This is a genomic window from Labrys wisconsinensis, from assembly GCF_030814995.1.
Taxonomy (GTDB): Bacteria; Pseudomonadota; Alphaproteobacteria; order Rhizobiales; family Labraceae; genus Labrys; species Labrys wisconsinensis.
In genome coordinates, this window is record NZ_JAUSVX010000015.1 from 139464 (window position 1) to 163952 (window position 24489).

At 66.7% G+C, this 24489-nt stretch carries 20 protein-coding genes and 1 pseudogene; 13 read left to right on the plus strand and 8 right to left on the minus strand.

The window, feature by feature from the left end; genetic code table 11:
• The first annotated feature begins 54 nt into the window (after nt 1-54).
• The 4 genes and pseudogenes from QO011_RS31200 to QO011_RS31220 all read left to right on the plus strand — a co-directional run bounded on the left by QO011_RS31200 (nt 55) and on the right by QO011_RS31220 (nt 4237).
• Nucleotides 55-1440: an MmgE/PrpD family protein gene (locus QO011_RS31200; RefSeq protein WP_307281226.1), complete on the plus strand. Its 1386-nt coding sequence runs from the start codon at nt 55-57 to the stop codon at nt 1438-1440.
• 2 nt (nt 1441-1442) lie between these two features.
• Nucleotides 1443-2246, plus strand: a complete 804-nt coding sequence (locus QO011_RS31205) for an N-acyl homoserine lactonase family protein (protein ID WP_307281228.1) — start codon at nt 1443-1445, stop codon at nt 2244-2246.
• 253 nt (nt 2247-2499) lie between these two features.
• Nucleotides 2500-3405: pseudogene (locus tag QO011_RS42590) on the plus strand (NAD(P)-dependent oxidoreductase); the annotation flags it as partial.
• Between the two features lie 49 nt (nt 3406-3454).
• On the plus strand, nt 3455-4237 hold the full coding sequence (locus QO011_RS31220) for an SDR family oxidoreductase (protein ID WP_307281231.1): 783 nt from the start codon (nt 3455-3457) through the stop codon (nt 4235-4237).
• 54 nt (nt 4238-4291) lie between these two features.
• Here QO011_RS31220 and QO011_RS31225 read toward each other — a convergent pair whose 3' ends face one another.
• The 8 genes from QO011_RS31225 to QO011_RS31260 all read right to left on the minus strand — a co-directional run bounded on the left by QO011_RS31225 (nt 4292) and on the right by QO011_RS31260 (nt 15070).
• On the minus strand, nt 4292-5785 hold the full coding sequence (locus QO011_RS31225; protein WP_307281233.1) for a sugar ABC transporter ATP-binding protein: 1494 nt from the start codon (nt 5783-5785) through the stop codon (nt 4292-4294).
• On the minus strand, nt 5782-6894 hold the full coding sequence (locus tag QO011_RS31230; protein ID WP_307281234.1) for a hypothetical protein: 1113 nt from the start codon (nt 6892-6894) through the stop codon (nt 5782-5784). Before QO011_RS31230 ends, QO011_RS31225 begins: the two co-directional genes overlap by 4 nt.
• On the minus strand, nt 6891-9011 hold the full coding sequence (locus QO011_RS31235; protein WP_307281236.1) for an ABC transporter permease: 2121 nt from the start codon (nt 9009-9011) through the stop codon (nt 6891-6893). The genes QO011_RS31230 and QO011_RS31235 overlap by 4 nt, the downstream gene beginning before the upstream one ends.
• Nucleotides 9012-9038: 27 nt before the next feature.
• Entirely contained in the window at nt 9039-10043 is a 1005-nt protein-coding gene (locus QO011_RS31240) for a sugar ABC transporter substrate-binding protein (protein ID WP_307281240.1), read from the minus strand.
• Nucleotides 10044-10138: 95 nt separating this feature from the next.
• Complete coding sequence (locus QO011_RS31245) at nt 10139-11116, minus strand: ABC transporter permease (RefSeq protein ID WP_307281242.1); 978 nt, start codon at nt 11114-11116, stop codon at nt 10139-10141.
• A 243-nt stretch (nt 11117-11359) separates the two neighbouring features.
• On the minus strand, nt 11360-13345 hold the full coding sequence (locus QO011_RS31250; protein ID WP_307281245.1) for a heterodisulfide reductase-related iron-sulfur binding cluster: 1986 nt from the start codon (nt 13343-13345) through the stop codon (nt 11360-11362).
• A gap of 1 nt (nt 13346) precedes the next feature.
• Nucleotides 13347-14315: an electron transfer flavoprotein subunit alpha/FixB family protein gene (locus QO011_RS31255; protein ID WP_307281247.1), complete on the minus strand. Its 969-nt coding sequence runs from the start codon at nt 14313-14315 to the stop codon at nt 13347-13349.
• A complete protein-coding gene (locus tag QO011_RS31260) occupies nt 14312-15070 on the minus strand; it encodes an electron transfer flavoprotein subunit beta/FixA family protein (RefSeq protein WP_307281249.1) in 759 nt (252 codons plus the stop codon). Before QO011_RS31260 ends, QO011_RS31255 begins: the two co-directional genes overlap by 4 nt.
• Before the next feature lie 229 nt (nt 15071-15299).
• Here QO011_RS31260 and QO011_RS31265 point away from each other — a divergent pair, with 229 nt between their 5' ends.
• From QO011_RS31265 to QO011_RS31305, 9 genes are all read left to right on the plus strand, one after another.
• Complete coding sequence (locus QO011_RS31265; protein WP_307281250.1) at nt 15300-16628, plus strand: substrate-binding domain-containing protein; 1329 nt, start codon at nt 15300-15302, stop codon at nt 16626-16628.
• A gap of 73 nt (nt 16629-16701) precedes the next feature.
• Nucleotides 16702-18243, plus strand: coding sequence for a sugar ABC transporter ATP-binding protein (locus QO011_RS31270; protein ID WP_307281252.1), 1542 nt, complete (start codon nt 16702-16704; stop codon nt 18241-18243).
• Nucleotides 18244-18295: 52 nt separating this feature from the next.
• Nucleotides 18296-19246: an ABC transporter permease gene (locus tag QO011_RS31275; protein WP_307281255.1), complete on the plus strand. Its 951-nt coding sequence runs from the start codon at nt 18296-18298 to the stop codon at nt 19244-19246.
• 2 nt (nt 19247-19248) lie between these two features.
• Entirely contained in the window at nt 19249-20217 is a 969-nt protein-coding gene (locus QO011_RS31280; RefSeq protein WP_307281256.1) for an ABC transporter permease, read from the plus strand.
• A gap of 37 nt (nt 20218-20254) precedes the next feature.
• Nucleotides 20255-21928, plus strand: coding sequence for a GMC family oxidoreductase (locus QO011_RS31285; RefSeq protein WP_307281414.1), 1674 nt, complete (start codon nt 20255-20257; stop codon nt 21926-21928).
• Between the two features lie 3 nt (nt 21929-21931).
• Nucleotides 21932-22339, plus strand: a complete 408-nt coding sequence (locus tag QO011_RS31290) for a hypothetical protein (protein ID WP_307281259.1) — start codon at nt 21932-21934, stop codon at nt 22337-22339.
• Nucleotides 22340-22374: 35 nt separating this feature from the next.
• Nucleotides 22375-22527 (plus strand): hypothetical protein, encoded by a 153-nt coding sequence (locus tag QO011_RS31295; RefSeq protein ID WP_307281261.1) that lies wholly within the window; start codon nt 22375-22377, stop codon nt 22525-22527.
• 12 nt (nt 22528-22539) lie between these two features.
• Nucleotides 22540-23454, plus strand: coding sequence for an SMP-30/gluconolactonase/LRE family protein (locus QO011_RS31300; protein WP_307281263.1), 915 nt, complete (start codon nt 22540-22542; stop codon nt 23452-23454).
• 50 nt (nt 23455-23504) lie between these two features.
• A complete protein-coding gene (locus tag QO011_RS31305; RefSeq protein ID WP_307281266.1) occupies nt 23505-24425 on the plus strand; it encodes a LysR family transcriptional regulator in 921 nt (306 codons plus the stop codon).
• Nucleotides 24426-24489 lie beyond the last annotated feature (64 nt).

The window sequence follows — 24489 nt, forward strand, 5'->3', positions numbered from 1 at the left end:
ACGCCGCCCTGCCGACCGCGCGACGGGGCCAACAATGCCACCTGGGAGGTGCCGATGACCCCTGCCGCCTTGCGCGCCGACGCGCGAACCAGTGCCGATCGCCCGCTCGCGGTGCGGCTCGGCGAAGCCGTTGCAGGGACATCGGCGGAGACGATGCCCGAGGCCGCCGGCGAGAAGCTGCGGCTCTGCCTGCTCGATTTCCTGGCGTGCGCGTTCGAAGCCTCGTCGCTGCCCTGGGCGCGGCAGGCCGCCTTGCTCGCCACGCCCGGCGCCGGCCCCTGCACCATCGTCGGCACGCCGCAGGGCGTGCCGGCCGGCGATGCGGTGTTCGCCAACGCCGTCGCGGGCCACGGCCTCGTGCGCGAGGACATGCACACCGGCAGCGTCAGCCATCTCGGCATCGTCGTCCTGCCGCCGCTGCTGGCGCTGGCGCAGGAGCGCAGGATCGACGGGCGCACCTTCACGGCTGCGGCGGTCGTCGGCTACGAGGTCGGCGGCCGGATCGGGCGCGCGCTCGTGACGCCCGAATTCGCCCGCACCTTCCGTCCGACGGGCTTCACCGGCCCGCTGGCCGCCGCCGCTGCCGTGAGCCATGCGCTCGGCTTCGATGCGGCGCAGGCGGCGAGCGCCCTGTCGCTGGCTGCCAATCTCGCCGGCGGATTGAACCAGTGGCCGCACAGCGGGGCTGACGAGATGTTCTTCGAGGCCGGCGCCGCCGCGCGCAGCGGCTTCACGGCTGCCCGGCTCGCCATGCTCGGCGCCCACGGTTCCGAGGGCGCCCTCGACGGCGAGGCAGGACTGCTGCCCGCCTACCGCCCGGACCGGCAGGCCCCCGACATCCGCCTGTTCGACGGCGCGCCGGAGATCCTGTCGGTGTTCTTCAAGCCGGTGCCGGTCTGCAACTTCGCCCAGACGCCTTGCCTTGCTGCCATCGCGCTCGCCCGTCGCGAGCGGATCGATCCGGCCGACATCGCCAGCGTCGAGGTCAAGGTGACGCGGGCGGCGCAGGCCTATCCCGGCTGCGACCACGCCGGTCCCTATGCTCGCGTGCTGCAGGCCAAGATGAGCATCCATTTCGCCGTGGCGAGCGCGCTCCTGCGCGGGGCCGTCGACGAGTCGAGCTACAAGCGGCTCGATGATCCCGCGCTGATGGAACTCGCCGGCAGGATCAAGGTCGAGGCCGATCCGGCTTTCACCGCCGCCTTTCCGCAGAAGCAGGGCGCCGAGGTCAGCATCGGGATGAGGGATGGGCGGGTGCTGTCCCATCGACTCGCCGACGTGGTCCCGGCCGACGTCGATCTCATCCGCACCCGGTTTCGCTCGGCGGCCGCGGCTGTCGTCGGCGCCGGCCCCGCGCAGGAGCTCGAGGCGGCGGTCGACGGGCTCGACGGCGCCAGCGATGTCGGCGCCGTCATGCGCCTCACGGCGGCCAGGAGCTGACCATGGCCGACCTGCCGGTCTACGAGGTCTATGCCATCCGCTATGCCACCCGAGAGGGGCGGCGCCAGGACAACTTCATCGGTGGCGATCCGCACGAGGGGCCGATGCCGATGGACTATTTCTGCTGGCTGATCCTCGGGGAGGGGCGGCGGCTCGTCGTCGACACCGGCTTCACCGCCGAGGTCGCGGAGCGGCGCAAGCGCCGTTATTTGCGCGACCCTGTCGAGGCGCTCTCTCTCTTCGGATTGGCCGCCGAGGAGGTCGAGGACGTCGTCCTCACGCACCTGCACTACGACCATGTCGGCAATTTCGCGCGCTTCCCCAAGGCGCGGTTCCATCTGCAGGAGCCGGAGCTCGCCTATGCCACCGGCAAACATATGCGCCACCCCTTCCTGTCACATGCCTTTGAGGTCGAGGACGTGGTCGGCGTCGTCAGGCTCAACTATGGCGGGCGGGTGGTCTTCTATGCCGGTGACGCGGAGCTTGCGCCGGGCATCGGGGTGCACCTGACCGGCGGTCATTCCGCCGGCCTGCAGTTCGTCAGCGTCAACACGGCGCGCGGCCGGGTGGTGCTCGCGTCCGATACCACCCATTACTACGAGAACATGGACAGCGGCCGTCCCTTCACGACCACGTTCCATGTCGGCGACACGCTGGAGGGCTATGAGCGGCTCCGCGCCGTCGCCGCGAGCCGCGACCATATCGTGCCGGGCCATGACCCGCTCGTCATGCAACTCTACCCGCCGCCGCGACCGGAACTGGAGGGGATCGCCGTTCGCCTCGACGTCGCGCCAAAGCCCCGATAGGGGCGCGCGTTCCTCGTCCGGCGCGCCGAACGCTTCAGACCCGCGGCCCGACTGCGCGAGAACAGGCATGCGGCAAGCTTGCGATCGGAGAATTCGGCACCGGCCTCTTTTTCGAAACGAGGGCCGTCCGTGTCCGCCGCCAGAAGACGACAAAGCTGTTATGTCGGCCGTGGCGATGTCGATGACCGAACAGTCCATCCTAGAATGCTCACCCTGACGCTCGCGACAGAACAAGCCGAGCGGACGATCGCAGACAGGAGAAAGCAGGATGCAACCGCGGGCGCTCGGATTCATCGGACTCGGCCGGATGGGTGCCCCCATGGCGCGCCGCCTCGCCGAAGCGGGTCATCGCGTCGTCGTATGCGACACCCGGGCCGAAGCGATCGCGGAGGCAGGCCACGCCGGAATCGAGCCTGCGGCGACACCCGAGGCCGTGGCGACCGCCGCCGACATCGTCTTCCTCAGCCTGCCCAATCCCGGCATCGTCCGCGACGTGGTGCTCGGCCCGAACGGCGTGGTCAAGGGCGGCGCTCGCATCGTCGTTGATCTCTCGACCACCGGGCCGTCGATGGCGAGCGCCGTTGCCCATGAACTGGCCGCGCTCGGCATCGCCTGGGTCGATGCGCCGGTTTCGGGCGGTATCGCCGGCGCGAGCGGCGGCAAGCTCGCCGTGATGGTCTCCGGCCCGAAGGACATCTGCGACGAGATCGAGCCCGTGCTGGCGGTCTTCGGGCGGCAGTTCTTCTGCGGCGAGAAGGCTGGTTCGGCGCAGGTCGCCAAGCTCGGCAACAACATGATCGCCGCCGCCGTGATCCTCCTCTCGGCGGAAGCTTTGGCCATGGGCGTGAAAGCCGGCCTCAACCCGCAGGTGATGTGCGACATCATCAATGCCTCGAGCGGCCGGAACAGTGCCACGCAGGACAAGTTCCCACGCTCCGTCCTCACTGGCACGTTCGACTTCGGCTTCGCCACCGGGCTCTCCTACAAGGATGTGCGCATGTGCGTCGACGAGGCTGAAAATCTCGGCGTGCCCATGGTCGCCGGCTCGCTCGTCCGCCAGATGCTGGCGGCGACCAAGGCGCGCTATGGCGCGGAATCGGATTTCACCTCGATGGTCCGCATCGTCGAGGAATGGGCCGGGGTCGAGATCCGCGCTTGACGGGGGCGCCGCCTCGACCTGCCCGTCTTTTCCGCGTCACGGAGCCGCCATGCCCGCCCTGTCTCCGACCGAGACCGCCGGCACTGACCCGTCCCGGCCGCTGGGCGGCCGGACGGCCTTTCTCACCGGCGCCGCCGGCGGCATCGGCCGCGCGATCGCCCGGGACCTCTTGGCGGCGGGAGCGAAGGTGGTGCTCGCCGACCGCGACGGCGCAGCCGCCGCTGCGCTCGCAGCCGATCTCGGGGCCCCGGCCTTTCCGCTCACCCTCGATATCGACGACGGTCCGGCGGTCGGCCGCTGTCTCGAGGGCCTTCCCGAAGCCTTTTCGGCGATCGACATCCTCGTCAACAATGCCGGCCACGATATCGGCGGCCGGACGCGCTTCGACCTCGGCTCGGCGGATGATTGGAGCGCCATCGTCCATACCAACCTGATCGGCACCATGCGGGTCACGCGGGCGATCCTGCCCGGCATGATCGCGCGCCGCCGCGGCGACCTCCTCTTCATGAGCTCGATCAGCGCCATCCGCATGGTCCCGGACCAGGCTCCCTATTCCGCCAGCAAGGCGGGCATCCACATGCTGGCCGACATCCTGCGCGGCGAGCTCGCCGAGACGCCGCTGCGGGTCACCGAGATCCTGCCGGGTCTGACCCGAACGGGCATCGTGGCAGCACGCCACCGGGGCGATGAGGAGGCGGCCCGTCGCTATTTCGAGCGGTTCGGCATGGCGCTCGAGCCGGAGGACGTGTCGCGCTGCGCTCTCTTCGCGCTCTCGCAGCCGCCGCACGTGCAGCTTGCGCAGCTCTTCGTGGTGCCGGCGAACCGCTGGTAGGCGAGCCTCTCCCTCACGCTGCGGCCGTGAGCCGGTCTATCGAACGGCAGTCCCTCAGTGGACGGCCGCATACATGATCCGGTTCTCCGTCGCCTCGGCGATGTCCATCTCCTCCACGATGCGCCCCTGCCGGGCAACCAGGATCCGGTCGGAAAGCGAGAGGATCTCCGGGAGGTAGGACGAGATCACGACGACGGCCATGCCGTTGTCGGCGAGCTCGTTGATGAAATTGTGGATCTCGACGATCGTGCCGACGTCGACGCCGCGGGTCGGCTCGTCCAGGATGACGAGCTTCGGATTCTGGATCAGGGCCTTCGACAACACGACCTTCTGCTGGTTGCCGCCGGACAGCGTGATCACCTGCGGATCGGCGCCGATCGACTTGACCCCGAGCCGGGTCGTCCACTCCTTGGCCAATCGGCGGGCCTGCTCCGGCGTCACTGCAGAAAACGGGTTGCTGCTGGTCGCCAGCTTGCCGAGCTGGATGTTCGCCGCGACCGTCATGGTCTCGAAGAACCCTTCGATCTTCCGGTCCTCCGTGACGTAGACGATGCCGTCTCGCACCGCCGGCCGCGGGGTGCGGTAGCGCACCGGGCTTCCCTCGAAACGGACGGTGCCGCCGTGGAAGTAGTCGCGCTTCAGGACGCCGGCGACGATCTTCATCATTTCGGTCCGCCCCGCGCCGACGAGGCCGAACATGCCGGTGACCTGCCCCGCGAACACCGAGAACGAGGTGTTGCGCACCGTGCTGCCCATCGACAGGTTCTCGACGCTGAGCACCCGCCGGCCCATCGGCCGGGCGCGGCGGCTTCCCTGATCGTGGAGACCGGCCGACAAGCTGCGGCCGACCATCGCCTGGACGATGCGCTCCCGGTCGAAGCCCGCCGTCTCGCCGGTCGCCACGATCTTGCCGTCGCGCATCACCGTGATGCGCTCGGAGAGATGCAGCGCCTCCTCGAGCGCGTGGCTGATGAAGATGATGGCGATGCCATCGTCCTTGAGCCGCCGGACAAGGTTGAAGAAGTGGAACTTCTCCTCCGGCGTCAGGGTCGCCGTGGGCTCGTCGAAGATGATGAGCCGCGCGTGATGGTGGACCGCGCGGGCGATCTCGACCATCTGCTTCTTGCCGGCGCCGAGAGCGGAGACCTGCACGGAGGGGTCGACGTAGAAGTTGAGCGAGAGGAGATAGCGCTGCGCCTGGATGTTGATGCCGCGGAGCCGGTTGAACAGCTTTTCGTCACCGAGATAGATGTTCTGGGCGACCGTCATCGCCGGCACCAGGTTCGTCTCCTGAAACACCATGGCAATGCCGCGGTTGAGCGCGTCCGACGGCGAGGTCAGCGAGATCGGCCGGCCTTCGATGCGCATCTCGCCGGCGCTCGGCTGGTGGACGCCGGCGAGAATCTTCGTGAGGGTGGACTTGCCCGCGCCGTTCTCGCCGAGAATTGCGTGAATCTCGCCCGGGTTGACGGCGAAGTCGACGTTCTCGACCGCGAGCACGCCGCGGAAATCCTTCGAGACGTTCCGGAGCTCGATCAGTGGGGTCATCGGGCACGGAGCTCCGTCTTGTCTTCGATCGTGACGATCTTGCCCGCCCCCTTGGCGCCGGCGTAGAGCCGCCCGCCGAGCTCGGCGAGCGAAGTCACGCCGTGGACATGGCCGTCCGCACGGCTGTGGAAGCTTGCGAGGACCTGCATATCGCCGTCGCAGCGGGCGACGAGGCCGCCCGACCAGGTCGGCGACCACGGCTTCAGCATGTTGAGCTTCTTGCGCGTTCCGCCTTGTATCGGCTCGAGGAAGCTGCGCCCGGCGAGGAGGGAAGGGGCGATCCAGTGGTCGGGATCGATGGTCTCCACCATGCGGCGGCGATAGGCGTCCTCGCCGAGCACGAACTCGACCAGCGGGTTGCGCGGCGCGAACAGCGCCACCCAGAAGCCGCCGCTGCGGGCCGGCGCGATCCGTCCCGGATAGGCCGGCAGGGCCGCGACCGCGACCGCGGGCGCGCCGCCGTCGAGGTCGAGGCGCAGGATGCGATGGCGCCAGGCCTCGGAGACGAACACGCGCTTGCCAGCGACGGCGATGCCGCAGGGGAAGGAGAGGCCATCGGCGATCTTCGCCGCGGTTCCGTCTGCGAGCAGGATGCGCCAGACGGACCCGGTGGCACCCTTCGTCATCAGGTCGCGCTTCCACTCGGCGGCCGGATGGGCTGCCGAGCCCACCGTGGCGACGAGCGTATCCGGACCGGCGAAAGCCATCGCCGTCACGCAGGCCCCGGGCACCGCGGCGGGGAGCTGGCGTCGAGGCTCTCCGCGGCGCTCGACCATGATCCCGCCTTCGACCGCCACCGCCAGTGCCCCGCCGGGGCCTGACGCCATGGCGGTGATCGGCCGCCCGAGGTCAGTCCGGTCGCCGATTACGAGGCCGTCGCCGGTTCCGGAGGGCGCCAGAACGACGAGCTCCGAGCCGACGGAAGCCAGGAGACGCGCGTCCGGTCCATCGGCCGCCGCGAGATTGTCGACGTCGGCGATCGTCAGCGCGACCGGCGCCTCGTCGAGCCTGGTGTTCGGCCGGAGCGGTCCGTCCATCGGCGGAACGGAACTGCCGGTGAGGTCGAAGCCGCGGAACGTGGCATAGGCGCGATAGAGCGCGGACATCATGGCGCTGGTCCCCAATACGCGTCCTGGGCGCACCAGTTCGGGTCCGCGTCCTTGAGCCGGTACCGGCCGATGCGATTGTTGGAGACACCGCCGAGATAGAGCCAGCCGCGATGCTCGCGCATCGAGGTGATCATCGGATGGTTGAGCCCGCCGAGATCCCAGAGACTGTCGAGGATCTCGCCCTTTTCGTTGAACTTCACGACGCAGCCGGTGTTGATGTTCGGATAGAGCCATTGGTCCGGCGCCACCCGCTTCGCCATGCGGCGGCGGAAGCCCGGCATGGTGAGGGCGAGGTCGAGCGCGGGTCCGCGCATGCCGAGGAGCGCCAGCCAGTAATTGCCGTCGGACGCACGGTTGATGTTGTCGGGATAGCCCGGCAGGTCGGAGATGACGCGCTCGCGGCGACCCTGGTTGGGGCCGGCGAACCAATAGCGGCTGATCGAGCACGTCCAGCTTTCGGCGAACAGGAAGGATTCGCCATCCCGGCACATCGCAACGCCATTCGCGAAGACGAGCTTCGGGATCTCCGTCCGCGTCTTGCCGGTGCGCGGGTCGTAGCAGATGATCCGCCCGCTCGCCCGACTCTCGAGCGCGTCCGTCGCCCAGTCCTCCTGCTCGTAGCGGACGGTCGCCTCGCTGAAGTAGATGCGTCCGTCCGGCGCGACGTCGACATCGTCCGCGAGGCGCAGCCGGGAATCGTCGACGATCGAGGTCCAGCTTCGGTTGGTCTCGTCCGTGAGCTTCGTCACCGTCTTGTCCGGTGCGACCTGGAAGAGTCCCATGCCGCCGATGCAGACGAGGAGGTTGCCCGACCGGTCGAACGCCATCCCGAGCGGATGGCCGCCGATATGGGCGAACACCTCGTGCCGTTTGTGGTCGGGACCGAAGAAGCGGACGATGTCGCCGTGCCGGGTGCCGCAATAGAGATTGTCGTCCCGGTCGAGGATGACGTCCTCCGGCCCCTCGATCTGCCCGAGGCCGATGATCTCCACCTCGCGGAGCCGGTCGTTGAGCGCATAGGGCGAGGCTGGAGCGTCGACCTTCGGCGCCGGCGGCAGGGTGAGATAGGCCGGCGAGACGTAGACCTTGGCGAGAAGCCGGTGCCGGTGCTTCTGCCATCGCATGTCCACGAAGACGGCGGCGAGCAGCACGGCGCCGAGGATGGTCGACGTCACCGGACCGCTGATGCCCAGGTTGATCAGGCCGTTCGTCAGCAGCAGCACGAGCAGGCTGCCGATGATCGCCTTGGCGACCGAGCCGCGTCCGCCGCCGATCGCCGTGCCGCCGAGGACCGCGGCGGTGAGCGCCTGCACCTCGAGGCCGACGCCGGTATCCGAGCCCGCGCTGCCGAGCCGCGCGGCGAACAGGAAACCCGCGAGCGCGCACATCGTGCCCGAGGCGACATAGGCGAGGAACACCATCAGCCGGACGTTGATGCCGGCATTGTGGGCCGACCGGCGTGCACCGCCGACGGCGGTCAGTCGCCATCCCGGCCGCATCCGCGACAGCACGACGTGCCAGGCGGCGGCGATGACGAGGGTGATGATGAAGGAGAGAGGAATGCCGAAAACGGAGCCTTCGCCGATGAAGATCCAGAGATCGGAATCGGCGAAGCCCGACATCATCGCCGTCGACATCTTCAGGAAGACGATCTCGTAGACCGACCGGAAGATCACGAGGCTGACGAGCGTCGTGAGGAAGGCCCGCAGCCTGAGATAGCCGACGAGCACGCCGTTCAGCGCGCCGCACAGCATTCCCATGCCGAGGATCGCGGCGAGCACGGCGGGGACCGGCCACTGATAGACGTTGACGCCGATCAGCGAGAACAGCACCGCGAGCGAGAAGACCGAGGCGACGGAAAGATCGATGCCGCCCGAGATCATGACGATCGTCAGCGCCAGCACCACGAGCCCGAACTCGGCGAACTGGCGCGAGAAGTCGGTGAGGCTGGAAAGGGAGAGGAACCCCGGGATGACGGAGCCGAGCACCACCACCGTCAGCACGAGCGCCGTGAAGGGGATCGCATTGTCGATCCAGCGCTTGGAAAGGATTTCCCCGATCACGTGATCGGGGAAATAGCGCGAGACGAGACGCGCGACGGTATCTCGATTGTCCATCAAATCGGGCCCGGATGCTCTTCGGTCTTACTTCAGCTGGTCGAGAGTCCAGCAGGTCCGGGACCCGATATTGTCCTTGGTGAGCAGGGTCAGCGGCGTATAGTAGGTCGCCTTCGACTGTCCGGCCTTGGCCGGATTGAGCAGCGTCTGGACGATCTGCTGGTTGATCGCATCGCCCTGCAGCGGCACGTCGTAGCTCACGATCATGTCGAGCAGGCCCTTGCTGATGTTGTCGCAGCCGATCTGGTTGCCGCCGCCGGAGGTCACGACGAAGATGTCCTTGTCCTTGCCGGCCGCCTGGATCGCGGCACCGGCACCGACATCCTGGTTGTCCCAGTTGCCGACGACGCCGCAGAGATCCGGGTGCTGCTGCAGCACCGTCTCCATGATCGCCCGCGCCTTGGCCGGATCATATTGCGCCGCCTGCTCGGAGACGACCTTGATGGCCGGATCCTTGGCGAAGGTCTGCTTGTAGGCGTAGAGCTCGTAGAGGTCGGAGGCGGCGGTCGGCTGGCCGCGGACGATGGCGATCTTGCCGGACTTGCCCGAGCCCGTGCCGCAGCGCTTCACGAGCTCGTCGGCCTCGATATAGCCGACCCGCGACCAGTCGGCACCGATATAGGCGTCGGTCGGGACGACGGATTCGAGGTTGAGCTGAATGACCTTGATGCCGGCATCCATGGCCCGCTTCAGGAGCCGGGCATAGGACTGGACGTCGGGATTGTGGGCGATGATGACGTCGGGCTTCTCGGCGATGAGCGCGGTCAGCGCCCGTGTGCCGGCGTCGGTGCTCCAGTTCGGATCGCGGATCTCGAGCGTGTAGCCGAGATCCTTGGCCTGCTTGCGCATGATCGCCGCCCAGCCCTCGGTCAGGTCGAAGCCCATCGCCAGGGGAATGAAGACGACCCGTTTGCCCTTCAGGCCCTCGTAGTAGGGATTGCGCGAGGGGTTATCGAGCCCCTCGTCGGCATGGAGCGGAAAGGCCGCGGCGACGGCCAGGACGGCGGCGGTGAAAAGGGTGCGGATCTTCATGGGATCTCCTCCGGTCGTTCTCTTTGCGGGCTTTGTCGGCAGCGCTCTCGGCTCGGGCGGAACCCGGCACCCCCGAGGAAGCGTTCGAGGCAATTTCAGATGTCGCCCTGGGCCTGTTGGGACGTCTGCTCGTCGCGGGGATTGATGAAGCTGTCGACCGTGATGGCGAGGAGCAGGATGAGGCTCTTGATCAGGTTCTGCGTCGTGTAGGTGAAGTCCATGATCGTCATGCCGTTCAGGAGCACGCCGACGAGCAGCGTGCCGACGAGCACGTTACGGACCCCGCCGCGGCCGCCACTCAGGCTGATGCCGCCGAGGACGACGACCAGGAGGACATCGTAGATGAGCGTGGAGTTGTAGATGCGCGTGCTCATGCTGGAGACGGCAGCGGCCATGACGATGCCGGCAAGGAATGCGATGAAGGACGACAGCATGTATTGCGCCACGATCAGCGGCCGGAGCGGCAGGCCGGTGATGCGGGCGGCGAGTGCATTGTCGCCAGCCGCGTAGACGAAGCGGCCGAAGCGCGTGCGCCGCAGGAGAAGCGCGACGATGCCGGCGATCACCGCGAAGGCGATGATCGGCATCGGGATGCCGCCGGCCGTGCCACGGCCGAGAAAGTCGAACCAGGCGATCCCGGCGGGACTGTTCTGCACGTCGATCTGGAACAGCCAGGCGCGGCCGGCGCCGTAGGCGACGAGGCCCATGGCGAGCGTCGTGAAGATCGCCGGTATGTCGGCATAGGCCACGAGGACGCCGCTCACCAGTCCGATCACCAGCACCAGGGCGAGCGCCAGGAGGAGAGCCATCCCCAGCGCCATCCCGGCCTGGGCGAGCGCAAGCGCCCATGACAGCGACACCACCATGGTCGCGACCATGGCGAGGTCGATGCCGCGTCCGACGACGACGAGGCCCATGCCGAGCCCCAGGATCCCCAGGATGGCGACGCTGCGAACCAGCGCAATCAGGTTGCCGGCGGTCAGGAAATTCTGAAGCGTCAGGGAAAAGATGACGAAGAGAACAACCGAGAGCGCGAAGACGATACCTTCCTGTGACAGGCGCACGCTGCGCACGACCTCATCCTCCTTGACCGGTTGCGGAGGGGCCGTGTCATGCTGCGATGACTGGATTGGCGAGCCTCCTCCCGGAGGCGAACATCGCCGCGCCGCGTCTGGCGGCATAGACCTGTCGCACGAATATCAGTTATGTCGGTCGGATCGCGCGGCTGCCGCGCCCTGCCGCCGCCCCGTGCCGCGACGCCGCCGGCGGCGACTGCGCCGTCCGATCTGCAACTGGACCGGACCAATGCGGCGAGCTCACCGGCCGATGGTGTCAGACACGATCTCCGGCCTGACCGCCTCGGCCGGGACGCCGTCGGCTCCGCCCGTGCGGAGCACGATGAGCTCGGCGATATCCTTCACCTCCAAAGTGTCCGCGACGCCGAGTGCATCGACGGCGGCGGCATACATCACCTTGTCCTTGGGGCAGGCCACCACGAAATACCGGATGTCGCCGAGACCAAGCGCCTCGCGGATGCGGTTCTCGCTGGGCCGTTCGGCGACGCCGTCGTCGCCCTGCCAGATGCGCCCGCCGCCTGCACCGCAGCAGAAGGAGTTCTCGCGGCAGCGCGGCATGTCGTGGAGCCCATAGCCCGCCGCCCGGATCAGCGCGCGCGGAGCATCGAAGCCGCCATTGTAGCGCCCGAGATAGCAAGGATCATGATAGGTGACCCTGGCGCCGTCGGCCGGCGCGATGTCCAGCTTGCCGGCGGCGATCAACTCCGCCAGCAAGGCCGTGTAGTGCAGGACCTCGAACTCCGCGCCGAAATGCCGATAGTCATTCTTGAGGGCGTTCAGGCTGTGCGGATCGGTGGTGACGATCCGATTGAAGGTGCAGCCCTTGATCGCATCGATGTTGGATTGGGCGAGCGTTTCGAACAGGCCTTCCTCGCCGGCACGGCGCACGTCGTTGCCGCTGTTGCGTTCCGCATCGAAGAGAATGCCGAAGTCGACGCCGGCGGCGGTCAGCAGCTCCGCGACCTTGCGGGTCACCTCCTGCACGCGCGGATCGTAGGAGGCGTAGTCGCCGACGAACCACAGCACGTCGACCGGCTCGCTGCGGGCGTCCTTGACGGGAAAGCCGAGTTCCTTCGTCCAGCGCGCCCGCATCCTGGAAGGCTTGCCCATGGAATTGCCGAGCCGCGTCAGGTTCGACAGCGCGTCCTGCAGGCCGGCGCTGACGCGGCCTTCGTCGACCAGATGGCGGCGCATGTCGATGATCTTGGGCAGATGCTCGATCTCGACCGGGCATTCCTCCATGCAGGCGCGGCAGGTGGTGCAGGCCCACAGCGTCGCCTCCGAGATGACGCCGCCGACCAGCGGACCGGCGGCAGGGCCGGCGGCGAGGGCGTCGCGCATGTCGGTGATCAGCGTCTTCGGGCTCAGCGGCTGGCCCGCCGCATAGGCCGGGCAGACCGCCTGGCAGCGACCGCATTCGGTGCAGGACAGGAGATCGAGCTGCTGCTTCCAGTCGAACTCGGCCAGCGATGCGACGCCGGGTGTGTCCCGCGTCGGCGGCACGGCCGGTGCAAGGCCGCGCGGCTGGAGATTGCGGAAATAGATGTTCGGCGCGGCAAGGACCATATGCCGATGCTTCGAGCCTGGAATGTAGACGAGGAACGCCAGGATGGCGCCGACGTGAACCCAGGAGAAGACCGCTTCGGCTGCATGCGCCGGCACGCCGAGCCGGCCGAGGCCGCGGGCCAGAAGCGCGGCCACCGGGCGCCAGGAGCCGTCGGCGCCGCCTGAAATACGGGCCGCCGCCTCGAGGAGCAGCGAAGCCACGATCAGGACGATCAGCACATAGATGATCGCCGCATCCCGGCCGCTCGATCCCACGAAGCGAGCCGGCTTCAGATGATAGCGCTGGTAGAGCGCCAGCCCGACGCCGACGAGCATCAGCACGGCAAACATGTCCTGGAGAACCGCGATCCAGGTCTCGCCGCCGATCGGCGCCAGCGAGAACCCCGGAAACAGGCGCGAGCCGAAAGCCTCAATCGTCGCGGTGAACAGGACGAAGAACGAAACGAAGATGATCGCATGCAGGATGCCGGCAAGTGGCTTGCGGAGCATCTTCCTGTGCAGGCCGATGGCGCTCGCCACGCCTTTGAGACGCTGCAGCGGCTGGTCGAAGCGGTCGGCCCTCGGCGCGCTGGCGAGAGCGGACGCGAAGCGACGGGCGCGCCAGCCCGTCAGCGCGATTGCCGCCGCCACCAGAATCCAGAGCGACACCGTCGATGCCATCTCAGCCGCTCGCAGCCGCCCGCAGCCTCTCGCTCAGGCTGGCAACGAGGTCGAACAGGTCGCAGGTCGCGCCATAATGCGCGACGTTGAAGATCGGGGCCTTCGGGTCGGTGTTGATCGCGATGATGAGATCGGACTGCGACATGCCCTCGAGATGTTCGGGGGCGCCGGAGACGCCCAGCGCAAAATAGAGCTTCGGCTTGACCTTCTGGCCGGACTTGCCGACCTGCCGCATCTTCGGCAGCCAGCCATTGTCGACGACCGGGCGGCTGCCGGCGATCTCGGCGCCGAGGATCGCCGCCAGCTCGCGCGCGATGTCGATGCTCGCCTCGTCGCCGATGCCGCGGCCCACGCAGATGATCCGTTCGGCGGTGGTGAGGTCGACGTCCCTGTAGTCCGGCACGTCGATGGCGACCATCCTCACCTTGCCGCCTGCGACGACGGAATCCGCGTCGATCTCCCGCAGCCCGGCGGCGTCGACCGGGCCGAGGGGCGCCTCGCCGAAGGCCCCGGGATTGATCATCAGGATGGCGGGCAGCGTCACCACGCATTCGGCCAGGATCTTGCCGCCATACATCTGCGCAGTCACGGCCAGGGTGTCGCGATCGCGCCGGATGTCGTTGACATACGACACGAGCGGCCAGCCGGTGCGCGCCGCGATGTCCGCGGCGACATCGAGGCCGTTCGCCGAATAGGGGATCAGCAGCAGGCCGGGATCCTCGGTCGAGATGGCATCGCGGAGCAGGTGCGCATAGGACTCGGCCGGGATCAGCTCGGTCCCTGCCGCACGCGCGGCAATCAGCCTGTCGGCCGCGCCGAACGAAGCCGCGGCGGCCTCGCTGTCACGGCCGGCGAAGAAGGCAACCACCTCGTCGCCGGCTTGGGCGACGGACCGAGCCGCCATGATCATTTCCAGCGAAAAGGATTCGATCTTGCCGGAACGGCTCTCGGTGCAGGCAATGATCTTCATGGTGCCTTCCTCGCCAGGCCTTTGGCCGCCAGAATGGTGACCAGCCGGTCGGCGACAGTCTCCGCATCGTTGCCCAAGGTCTCTCCCGAACCGCCCTGAGCCGGCTGGCGCAGCCTGACGAGCTCGGCGGACCGTTCGAAGCCGGATGGTTCCGGCGCGGCGCGGCCGATGGGGGTCTTGGAGGCTTCACGAAGCTTGCTGCCGGACACGTAGCGCGGCGCCTTGGATGCGGTCTGGACACCCAGCACGGCCGGCATCGCCACTTCGTATGTCACGGCGACGCCGGCGCCGCGCTCCTGCGTGACCCGCAGCCGGCCGCCATCGGCCACGATTCGATTCGTGCCGGAGACATGGGGGCGGTCGAGCAGCGCGCCGACATAGGGCGCGAGCTGGCCGAAGACATCCTCGACCGACTGCACCCCGCAAAGAACGAGGTCGGCCGATCTGCTGCGCGCCATCGCCGCGATCGAGGCGCCGATGTCCCGCGGGGAGATCATGGCGTCCTCTCCGGCCTGGAGCGCGACGAGCTCGTCGGCCCCTCGGGCGGCAGCCATCTGCAGCACCCGGTTGGCGCCTTCGCCGACGGCGACGGCCGTCACCCTGGCACCCGCCGCTTCCTTGATGAGGATCGCTTCCTCGAGCGCGTGATCGTCGAAATCGTTGAGCTGGAAGTCCAGCCACTCGCGATCGATGCCGCGGCCATCCTCAGCCGGCTGAATCTCGCCGGCAGAATCCGGCACCATGCGCAGGACCACGAGAATATTCACCACTTCCCCTCCAGCGGACGCACCTCGGGCGACCGGCACTCGGGCTAGATAAGTCGCATCTTCCGACCCTCCCAATGCTCAAAAGGGTAATAGCAGCTATTACACGGCCAAGACTTGACGATTTCCAAAGTTCAACTGCTATTTGTGCTCGCTGCGGTCGTTCGGCGATTTTCAATGTCGATGGCGTGCCGGATCGCGATCTATTCACGTCGAAGACGTGACCTGTTTTGCTTTCGAATATTATATCCAGAACATCTTATCTATTGTTCTGAACGTGTGGTGCAAGAAAAAAACTATCGGCGTTCTATCGAGCGTCTCGGAGGAGGAACGAATGTCCATGAAGACTATCCTGGATCACAGGATTTCCCGAAAGAGCTTTATTCGCAACGTGCCTGCCGCCGTTGCGGCCATCGGCGCGGTGCCGGCGATGCAGCTTGCGCAGGCAAGTCCCGCCGCTGCCGCGTCAGCGTCCGATGCCAAGCCCGGCTATTACGGCGTGCCGCGGACATGGATGTGGAATCCCAATCCCAACACCATGGTCGACACGTCCAAATGGAAGAAGAACGGTCCCTATACGATCGGATTTTCCAACGCCTCGATTTCCAACGCCTGGCGCGTCGCCTTTCAGCACGGCGTGCTCTGGGCCGCCGGTCAGCATCGCGACCAGATCGCCCATCTCCTCGTGACGGACGCCAACGACGATCCTTCCAAGCAGATTGCCGACATTCAGGACCTGATCAGCCAGGGCGTCGATATCCTGCTGATCGCGGCCTCGACCGAGGATGCGCTGGATTCCGTCGTCGGCCGCGCCACGGAGCAGGGCATTCCCGTGGTCATGGTCGACCGCAAGGTGAAGACGGCGTCGAACTACATCACGTATGTGACCGCTTCGGATTGGGCGCTCGGCCGCCTCGAGGCTCAGTGGCTGTGCGAAACCCTCGGCGGCAAAGGCAATATCGTGATGCTGCCGGGCATCGCCGGCTCCAGCGTGGCGGAAATCCGCATCAAGGCGAATGAGGAGGTCTTTTCGAAGTTCCCGGGCGTCAAGGTCCTGGAAAAGCAATATTGCGACTGGAACCCGGCCACGGGAAAGACGGTGATGGCCGCCTTGATCCAGAAGCACGGCAAGACCATCGACGGGGTGCTGGCCGACAGCGCGCTGCAGGGCTACGGGGCGATCGAAGCCTTTCTCGATGCCGGCTACAAGGACGGCGAGATCCCGCCGATGACCGGTGGAGACGTCGCCCGCATGTATCAGCTGGCAAGCCAGCACAACATCAAGATGGTCGGCATCGACTATCCGACCTCGATGGGCATCACCGGCATCGAGACCGTGCTCGACGTGCTCAAGGGTGTCTCGGTCCCGGACAAGGTCGAGGTGAGCTTCCAGGTCGTCACGTCGCCGGGCGCCGACACGGTCTCGGTCAAGGGCGACCGTCATCTCCTCGATCACGTCAGCATGAACGATCCCGGTGATCTGTCGCCGAGCAATGGTCTGCCGGCTGGATACAATCCGAGCACGTTCAATCCAGACTATCCGAAATAGGTCTCCGGCTTGACCGGGCGCGCGTCCGCGACGGGCGCGCGTCCGGGCGTGCCGTGCATGTCGAGCGCCGGATATGTCCAGCCCAGTCATCGAGCTTCGCCAGATCGAGAAGGAATATCCGGGCGTCAAACCCCTGGACAAAGTCGATTTCGCCGTGCGGCCCGGCGAGATCCATGCGCTTCTCGGCGAGAACGGTGCGGGCAAGTCGACGCTCATTCGCGTGATGGGCGGGGCTGTCAGGCCGAACTCTGGAACCATCGCCTATCTCGGGAAGCCGGTTTCCTGGCAATCGCCGAAGGAGGCGCGCGCGGCCGGCATTCACGTGATTCACCAGGAGCTGGCGCTCTTCCCGGAACTGTCGGTCGCCGAGAACATTCTGGTCGACGCGCAGCCGCGCAACCGGCTCGGGCTGATATCCGGCCGCCTCCGCCACGCCCGCGCCGCTGAAATCCTCTCTCGGCTCGGCGTCGCCATTCCGACCCATGCCAGGATCGACGAATTGCCGCTCGCCGACCGGCAGATGGTCGAGATCGCCAAGGCTCTGGTCGGCGACGTGCGGCTCCTCATCCTGGACGAGCCCACCGCCGTCATTTCCGGACGCGAGGTCGACCTCCTGTTCGAGAACATGCGCCGGCTGCGCGGCGAAGGCGTCGGCATCGTCTACGTGTCTCACCGGCTCGACGAGATTTTCGAGATCGCCGACCGCGTCACCATCCTGAAGGACGGCCAGGTCGTCGGGACCAGTCCGGTGGCCGCCCTGACACGCGAGGACATGATCACCAGGATGGTCGGCCGGCGCCTCGAACAGATTTATCCCGCGCGGCGCAAGACGCCCGCCGAAGGTCCGGACGTCCTGACCGTCCGCAATCTCAGGGCCGGTCCGCGCGTGCGCGACGTCAGCCTCAGCGTGAAGGCGGGCGAAATCGTCGGCGTCGCCGGCATGGTCGGCTCCGGACGCACGGAAGTCGCCGAAGCGATCTTCGGCATGCGCGCCATCGAAGGCGGGACAATCGAATTCGACGGCAAGCCGTTCGAAAGGAAGGTACCAAGGGACGCGATCCGTCGCGGCCTCGGCTTTCTCACCGAGAGCCGCAAGGACGAAGGCCTGTTTCTCGGCCTGCCGATTTCGGCGAATGTCGTAGCCCCCGATCTCGGCAGCATCACCAAGCGCGGCCTGATCGACCGCGGGCAGGAGCGCGCGCTGGCCGTGCGGCAGATCCGGGAATTTTCGGTGGCGACGCCGTCGCCGGATATGAAGGTCGGCAATCTTTCAGGCGGAAACCAGCAGAAGGTCCTGTTCGGCCGCTGGTCGAGGATCGCCCGTCGGCTGCTCATACTCGACGAGCCGACCCGCGGCGTCGATATCGGGGCCAAGGTCGAGATCTACCGCATCGTCCGCCGGCTGGCGGATTCGGGGGTCGGGGTGCTGATGATCAGCTCGGAGCTGCCGGAGATCGTCGGCCTCTCCGACCGGGTCTTCGTGATGGTGCAGGGCCACGTGGCCGGGGAAATCCACGGCGAGTCCTTGGGCGAGGAGGCGATCATGGATCTCGCCGTGCGGTCCATCGACCATCACAGAGCCACCATGGACCTCGGCGTGGAGCCGGTCGCATGATCCGGAATCGAGCCCCTCTCGACACGCGCGTCGCGATCGGGAGCCTGCATCGATGAGCGCGCTCGCCGTGGATCTGCGCCGCAACCGGCTGATGGTCTCCTACCTCATCGTGGCGTCGTTGCTGATCGCGCTGGTGGTCGCGGGCGGCCTCCTGTCCGACCGCTTCCTCACCTGGCGCAACATCGGCAACCTGTTCCAGCAACTCGTCGTGTTGGGCATGGTCAGCCTCGGCCAGACCTTTGTCGTGCTGATGGGCGGCATCGACCTGGCGATCGGCTCGCTGGTCAGCGCGCTCACCGTCTTCCTGGCGAATTTTCTGCAATGGCGGCCGGACCTGGTCTGGCTCGCCCTTCCGCTGGCCCTGGTCGCCGCGGCCGGCGTCGGCATGGTCAACGGCCTGTTGACCGTCGTGCTGCGGGTCCATCCCCTGATCGTCACGCTCGGCATGTCCTCCATCATCTTCGGCGGCACGCTGATGTACCGCAAGGAGCCGGGCGGTTCGGTGCCGCGGGCCTTCGCCGATGTCGCCTACGCGACCGTCTTCGGCATTCCCGTCAGCGCCATCGTGCTCGTCGCGATCTTCGCACTCGCCGGCCTCTGGCTGCAGCGGACGCGCTCGGGCCGGACCATCTATTTCGTCGGCGGCGATCGCGAGGCTGCCCGATTGAACGGCCTGCCCGTCGACCGGATCGTGGTGCTTGCCTATGCGCTGTCGGGCCTCTGCGCCGGCGTCGCGGCCATCTTCCTGACCGCCCGAACCGGCGTCGGCGATCCGCGCATCGGTGCCGCGCTGACGCTGCAGTCGATCACGCCCGTCGTCGTCGGCGGCACGATCCTGGCCGGCGGACGCGGCGGCGTGCTCGGCACGTTCCTCGGCGTGCTCCTCGTCACCATGCTCAACAACCTGCTGAACTTCGTGAATGTCTCATCCTACGTCCAGTGGGTCATTCAGGGCTTCATCATCATCGTCGCGGTCGGCATCCACACCGCGAAGCGGAGATAGCGATGGCGCCCATCGACACCCCCGTTCCGCGATCCCAGGGCCTTTCCGTCGCTTCCATCTTCGAGCGCTACGGGCTCGTGATCTTCCTCGCCGTGCTGATAATCGTGGCGGCGGTGGTCTCACCGACATTCTTGCAGCCGGCGAATATCGTCAACGTGCTGACGATCGCGGCGCCGCTCGGCATGGTCGTCGTCGGCCAGACCTTCGTCATCCTGGTGCGCGGCCTCGATCTTTCCGTGGCTTCGCTGATGGCCACGGTGGCTGTCCTCGCCACCGCCTTCAAGGCCACGACCAACGACGCGATTCCGCTGATCTTCGTCGCCGCGATCGCATTCTCCGCCGTGGTGGGCCTCGTGAACGGCTGGCTGGTCGCCAAGCGCAATGTCAGCCCGTTCCTGGCGACGCTGGCGATGATGATCATCCTGCAGGGCCTACGCTTCGCCTATACGGGCGGAGCGCCGATCAGCACGCTGCCGCCGGGCATGCGGTTCCTGGCCGCTGGCCGGATCCTCGGCATCCCCGTCAATCTGATCACCCTGGCGTTCCTGGCGATCGCCTTCGGCGTCGTGCTGCACCGCTCGCGGCTGGGGCGCGAGATATTCATGGTGGGCAGCAATCCGAAGGCGGCGTTCCTCAACGGCGTCGCACCGGAGCGCGTGGTGATGCTCTGCTACGTCATCTGCTCGGTCTGCGCCGGCGTCGGCGGCCTGTTTCTGCTCGGCTATGTCGGCACGGTCTCCAACTGGGTCGGCCAAGGCTACGAGCTCGACTCGATCGTCGCGGCTGTCATGGGCGGGGTCGCACTGTCCGGCGGGCGCGGCAACGTCTTTGCCGCGCTGCTGGGCGTCGCGGTGCTCGTGGTCATCAGCAATCTCGTTCTGCTGCTCGGCTTCCCCATCGAGATGCAGCTCATCATCAAGGGCATCATCATCATCGGCGCCGCGGCGTTCTACCGGACGCGGCTGGCGTGAGATATCGCCGGCCGCCGGATCGCTTGGGAGGAAGACAATGACGGTCGAGAGTCTGGCGGAACGGAACGCCCGAGGGCGACGCGACGAAGAGGTGGACGCCGTGATCGTCGGTGCCGGCCCCTCCGGCTCCGTGGCGGCGCTCCACCTGGCGCGCGCCGGCGTTTCCGTGGTCGTGCTCGAGCAGGGCGAATGGCCCGAATACAACGACTACACCGGCGCGCGGCCGGAACACGAGCTGGTCAGCACCAAGCTCTGGCATCCGAATCCGAACGTGCGCGACAACCCCACCGACTATCCCGTCGATACCTCGACGACGGACATCAACCCGCTGATGTTCGCAGGGGTCGGCGGCAGCGCAACGCTCTATGGCGCGCAATGGATGCATTTCCTGCCGTCCGACTTCCGCGTTCGGTCGCTGGACGGCGTGGCCGAAGACTGGCCGTTCTCCTACGAGGAACTCTTGCCCCACCAGCTCGAGATCGAGCGCGAAGTCGGCGTCTCCGGCCTCGCCGGCGATCCGGCCTTTCCGCCGCGCGGCGCATATCCGTTCCCGGCGCTGCCGATCGGCTCCGTGGGCCTGCGCGGCGCGCTCGGCATGGAGAGGATGGGCTGGCACTGGTGGCCCGGCAGCAACGCCATTCCGTCGGAGAAGTTCGGTGAGCTCAACCCCTGCGTGCGTCGCGGCACCTGCCTTACCGGCTGTCCGGAAGGGGCGAAATCCACGACCGACCGCTCGCACTGGCCGCTCGCGCTGAAGGCCGGGGCGCGGCTCGTCACCCGCGCCCGCGTCAAGGAGGTCGAGACGAACGATCAAGGCCTGGCGACCGGCGTCGTCTATATCGATGCGAATGGTCGCGAGCGGCGCCAGCGGGCCAAGGTCGTCATTCTCTGCGCCAACGGCGTCGGCACGCCGCGGCTGCTGCTGATGTCCGGCGGCGCCAGGCATCCGGACGGATTGGCCAATTCCTCCGGCCTGGTCGGCCGGCGGCTGATGATGCATCCCTTCGCGAGCATCCTGGCCTCCTACGAGGATCCGCTCGATTCCTGGCGCGGTCCCTTCGGCCAGCAGGTCTATTCGCTCGAATTCTACGAGACGGACGAAAGCCGTGGCTTCGTCCGCGGCTCGAAATGGAACTGCATGCCGTCCGGAGGGCCGGTCGGCGTCTCCGGCGCGATCGGTTCCAAGGTCTACGTGGCCGAGAAAGGCAGCTTCCAGGATTTCTGGGGCGCCAATCTGCACGAGAACGTCGCCCGTCGCTTCGGCCATTCGCTGATCTGGGGAATCGTCGGCGAGGACCTGCCGGAGGAGAGCAACCAGGTGGTCCTCTCGAAGGATCTCGTCGATTCCGATGGCCTGCCGGCTCCGCAGATCATCTACAAGGTGAACGAGAACTCAAACCGCCTGTTGCAGTTCAATATCGACCGTTGCCTGGAATCCGTGCGGGCGGCCGGTGCCATCGAGACCTTGGTCTCGACGCCCGTGCGCGAATCCGGCTGGCACCTGATCGGGACCACCGTGATGGGCGACGATCCGAAGCGTTCGGTCGTCGACCAATGGGGCGCCTGCCACGACGTCCCCAACCTCTACATCATGGACGCATCGACGTTTCCGACTTCGGGCGCCACCAATCCAACCGCGACGATCATGGCGGTCGCGCTTCGCAACACGCGCCGAATGCTCTCCGAGCGTCGCAACCAGAAGGTGGCCTGACCCATGACGGACGAACCGGCCTTCTTCGCCATGGCCGACTTCCTGATCCCGGCGCACGGCCGGATGCCGAGCTTCAGCGACGTCTGCAGCTTCGCCGATGTCGAAAAGTCGCTCGATTTCCGCGTCGACCTGAAGGAGGGCTTTGCCCGCGGCATCGCCACCGATCTCGGCGACGGGGCGGAGGCCCATCTCGACAGGATCAACAGGCAAGATGGCGAAGCCTTCAACGCGATCACGACCATCGCCATCGCCACCTACTACATGAGCCCGCGCGTGCGGGACCTGATCGGCTATCCCGGCCAGGAGAACGTCCCATACGATTCCCGGGCGACGCAGGTCTATCTGACCGACGGCTCTCTCGGGCGCGTGGTCGCGCGCGGACGCAAGTATCGGCCGACCCCCGGCCTGTGACCTCGCGAGCAAAAAGAGGAAAGGACCGTCCCGGAATGAGCAAGGATGTCTTCGGCGACATGGACCGCGCGATGAGCCATCTCTCGCCATTCGGCGGCTTCAAGCAATCGGACCGGCAACGCGAACTCGGCGAGCGGGGGCTTCATCCCCATGCGGAGACGAAGACCGCCGCCGTCGGCTTGCCATAGGCGAGGCCAACGATGTCCTGCTACCAGACCATCGACAGGCGATTTGGCGACCTCATCGATCCCGTCGCCTTCCTCGAAACCATCCATACGGGAAACCGCTGGGCCGAAGGGCCGGTCTATTTTGCCGATCTCCGCTCGCTGATCTGGAGCGATATTCCCAACGATCGCATGCTGCGCTGGGACGAGGAGAGCGGCACGGTCTCGCTCTTCCGCGGCCACGTCGCCAATCCGAACGGCAATACCCGCGACCGGGAGGGCCGGCTCGTCACCTGCATGCAGGGCGAGCGTCGCGTGGTCCGCACCGAATGGGATGGTTCGATCACCGTCCTCGCCGACTCGTTCGGCGGCAAGCGGCTGAACTCGCCCAACGACGTCGTGGTCAAGTCGGACGGCAGCATCTGGTTCAGCGACCCGAACTACGGCATCATCTCCGACTATGTCGGCCGAAAGGGGGTCCAGGAGCAGCCTGGCTGCCGCGTCTACCGCATCGACCCTCGGTCCGGCCGGATCGCGGTCGTCGCCGACGATTTCTCGATGCCGAACGGCCTCGCCTTCTCGCCCGACGAGAAGCATCTCTACATCTCCGACTCCGGCTTCCTGACCGACCGCAATGCCCCTCACCATGTCCGGGTGTTCGACGTGGTGGACGACAAATTGACAAATTCTCGCTTGTTCGCCGAAATCTCGCCCGGAATTCCGGATGGCTTTCGCGTCGATATCGCCGGCAATCTCTGGATCAGCGCCTGGGACGGCGTTCAGTGCCACACGCCGGACGGTGACTTGATCGGCAAGATCCTGGTGCCGGAAATCGTCGCTAACGTGGTCTTCGGCGGGCCGCGCCACAACAGGTTGTTCATAACGGCGACGACTTCGGTCTACGCGGTCTTTTTGAATATCCAGGGCTTGAAGTACCAGTTCGGTGCCTGAAGGCATCACAAGCTGGCGCTCCGCCTCACAGCTGGTCGGACGGGCGAGAGTTGGACACGAAGCAGCTTCAGGTCTTCATCGCCGTCGGGTCGGCCGGCAGCTTTTCCAAAGCTGCCCTCGATCTGAACGTCACGCAGCCGATGATCACCCGCCACATACGCGGACTGGAGGAAGAGCTCGGGGTCGAGCTCTTCTACCGCAACGGGCGGGGCGTCGTCTTGACCGAAGCCGGCGCTCTTCTCAAGGCCCATGCCGACGAGATCGTCGAGAGGATGCGGCTTGCGAAGAACGCGGTTTCCAATCTCAAGTCCTCGCCCAAGGGGCGACTCGTGCTCGGCGTGCCGCCTTCGGTCGGCACTGTGCTGACGGTGCCCCTGGTCAAGAAGATCAAGAACGAGTTCCCGAATGTCGCATTGCAGGTGATCGAGGGGTTCAGCGGACATATCCTTGAATGGCTGATCGCCGGCCGCATCGACGCCGCCGTGCTCTACAATGCGCCGAGCCATCCTTCCGTGCTGACGGAGCCGCTGGCCGACGATGAACTGTTCCTCATCGGTCCGGTGCTGCCGGAACGCGTCCTTCCGCCCGGTCCGGTCGGCCTCAATGTCTTCGCGGAACTGCCGATGATCTTGCCCAGCCGGCCGCATGGCTTGAGGCGCCTGATCGACAACATTCTGACGGAGCGTGGCATCTATCCCCGGATCGAGATGGAGCTGGAGGCCATGCCGTCGACCTTGCTGCTGGTGGAGGAAGGCACCGGCTACACGGTGCTTCCCTATGCATCCGTGCATCTTCTGGTCCAGGCCGGACGCTTGGAAGTCTGGCCTTTCGATCCGCCGATCACCCGCAAGTTGATCCTCGCGACATTCTCGCAGCGGCCGATGTCTTCCACCTTCCGTCCTCTTTTCCGTACAGTGCGCACCGAGCTCAGAGACATCATCTCGGCGCATATCTGGAAACCGATGACTTGAAATCGGCACTTGGAGCGCAGCCGGCTCACGTCGCCTCGTATCCTGCAACGGCGAAGTCGTTGCG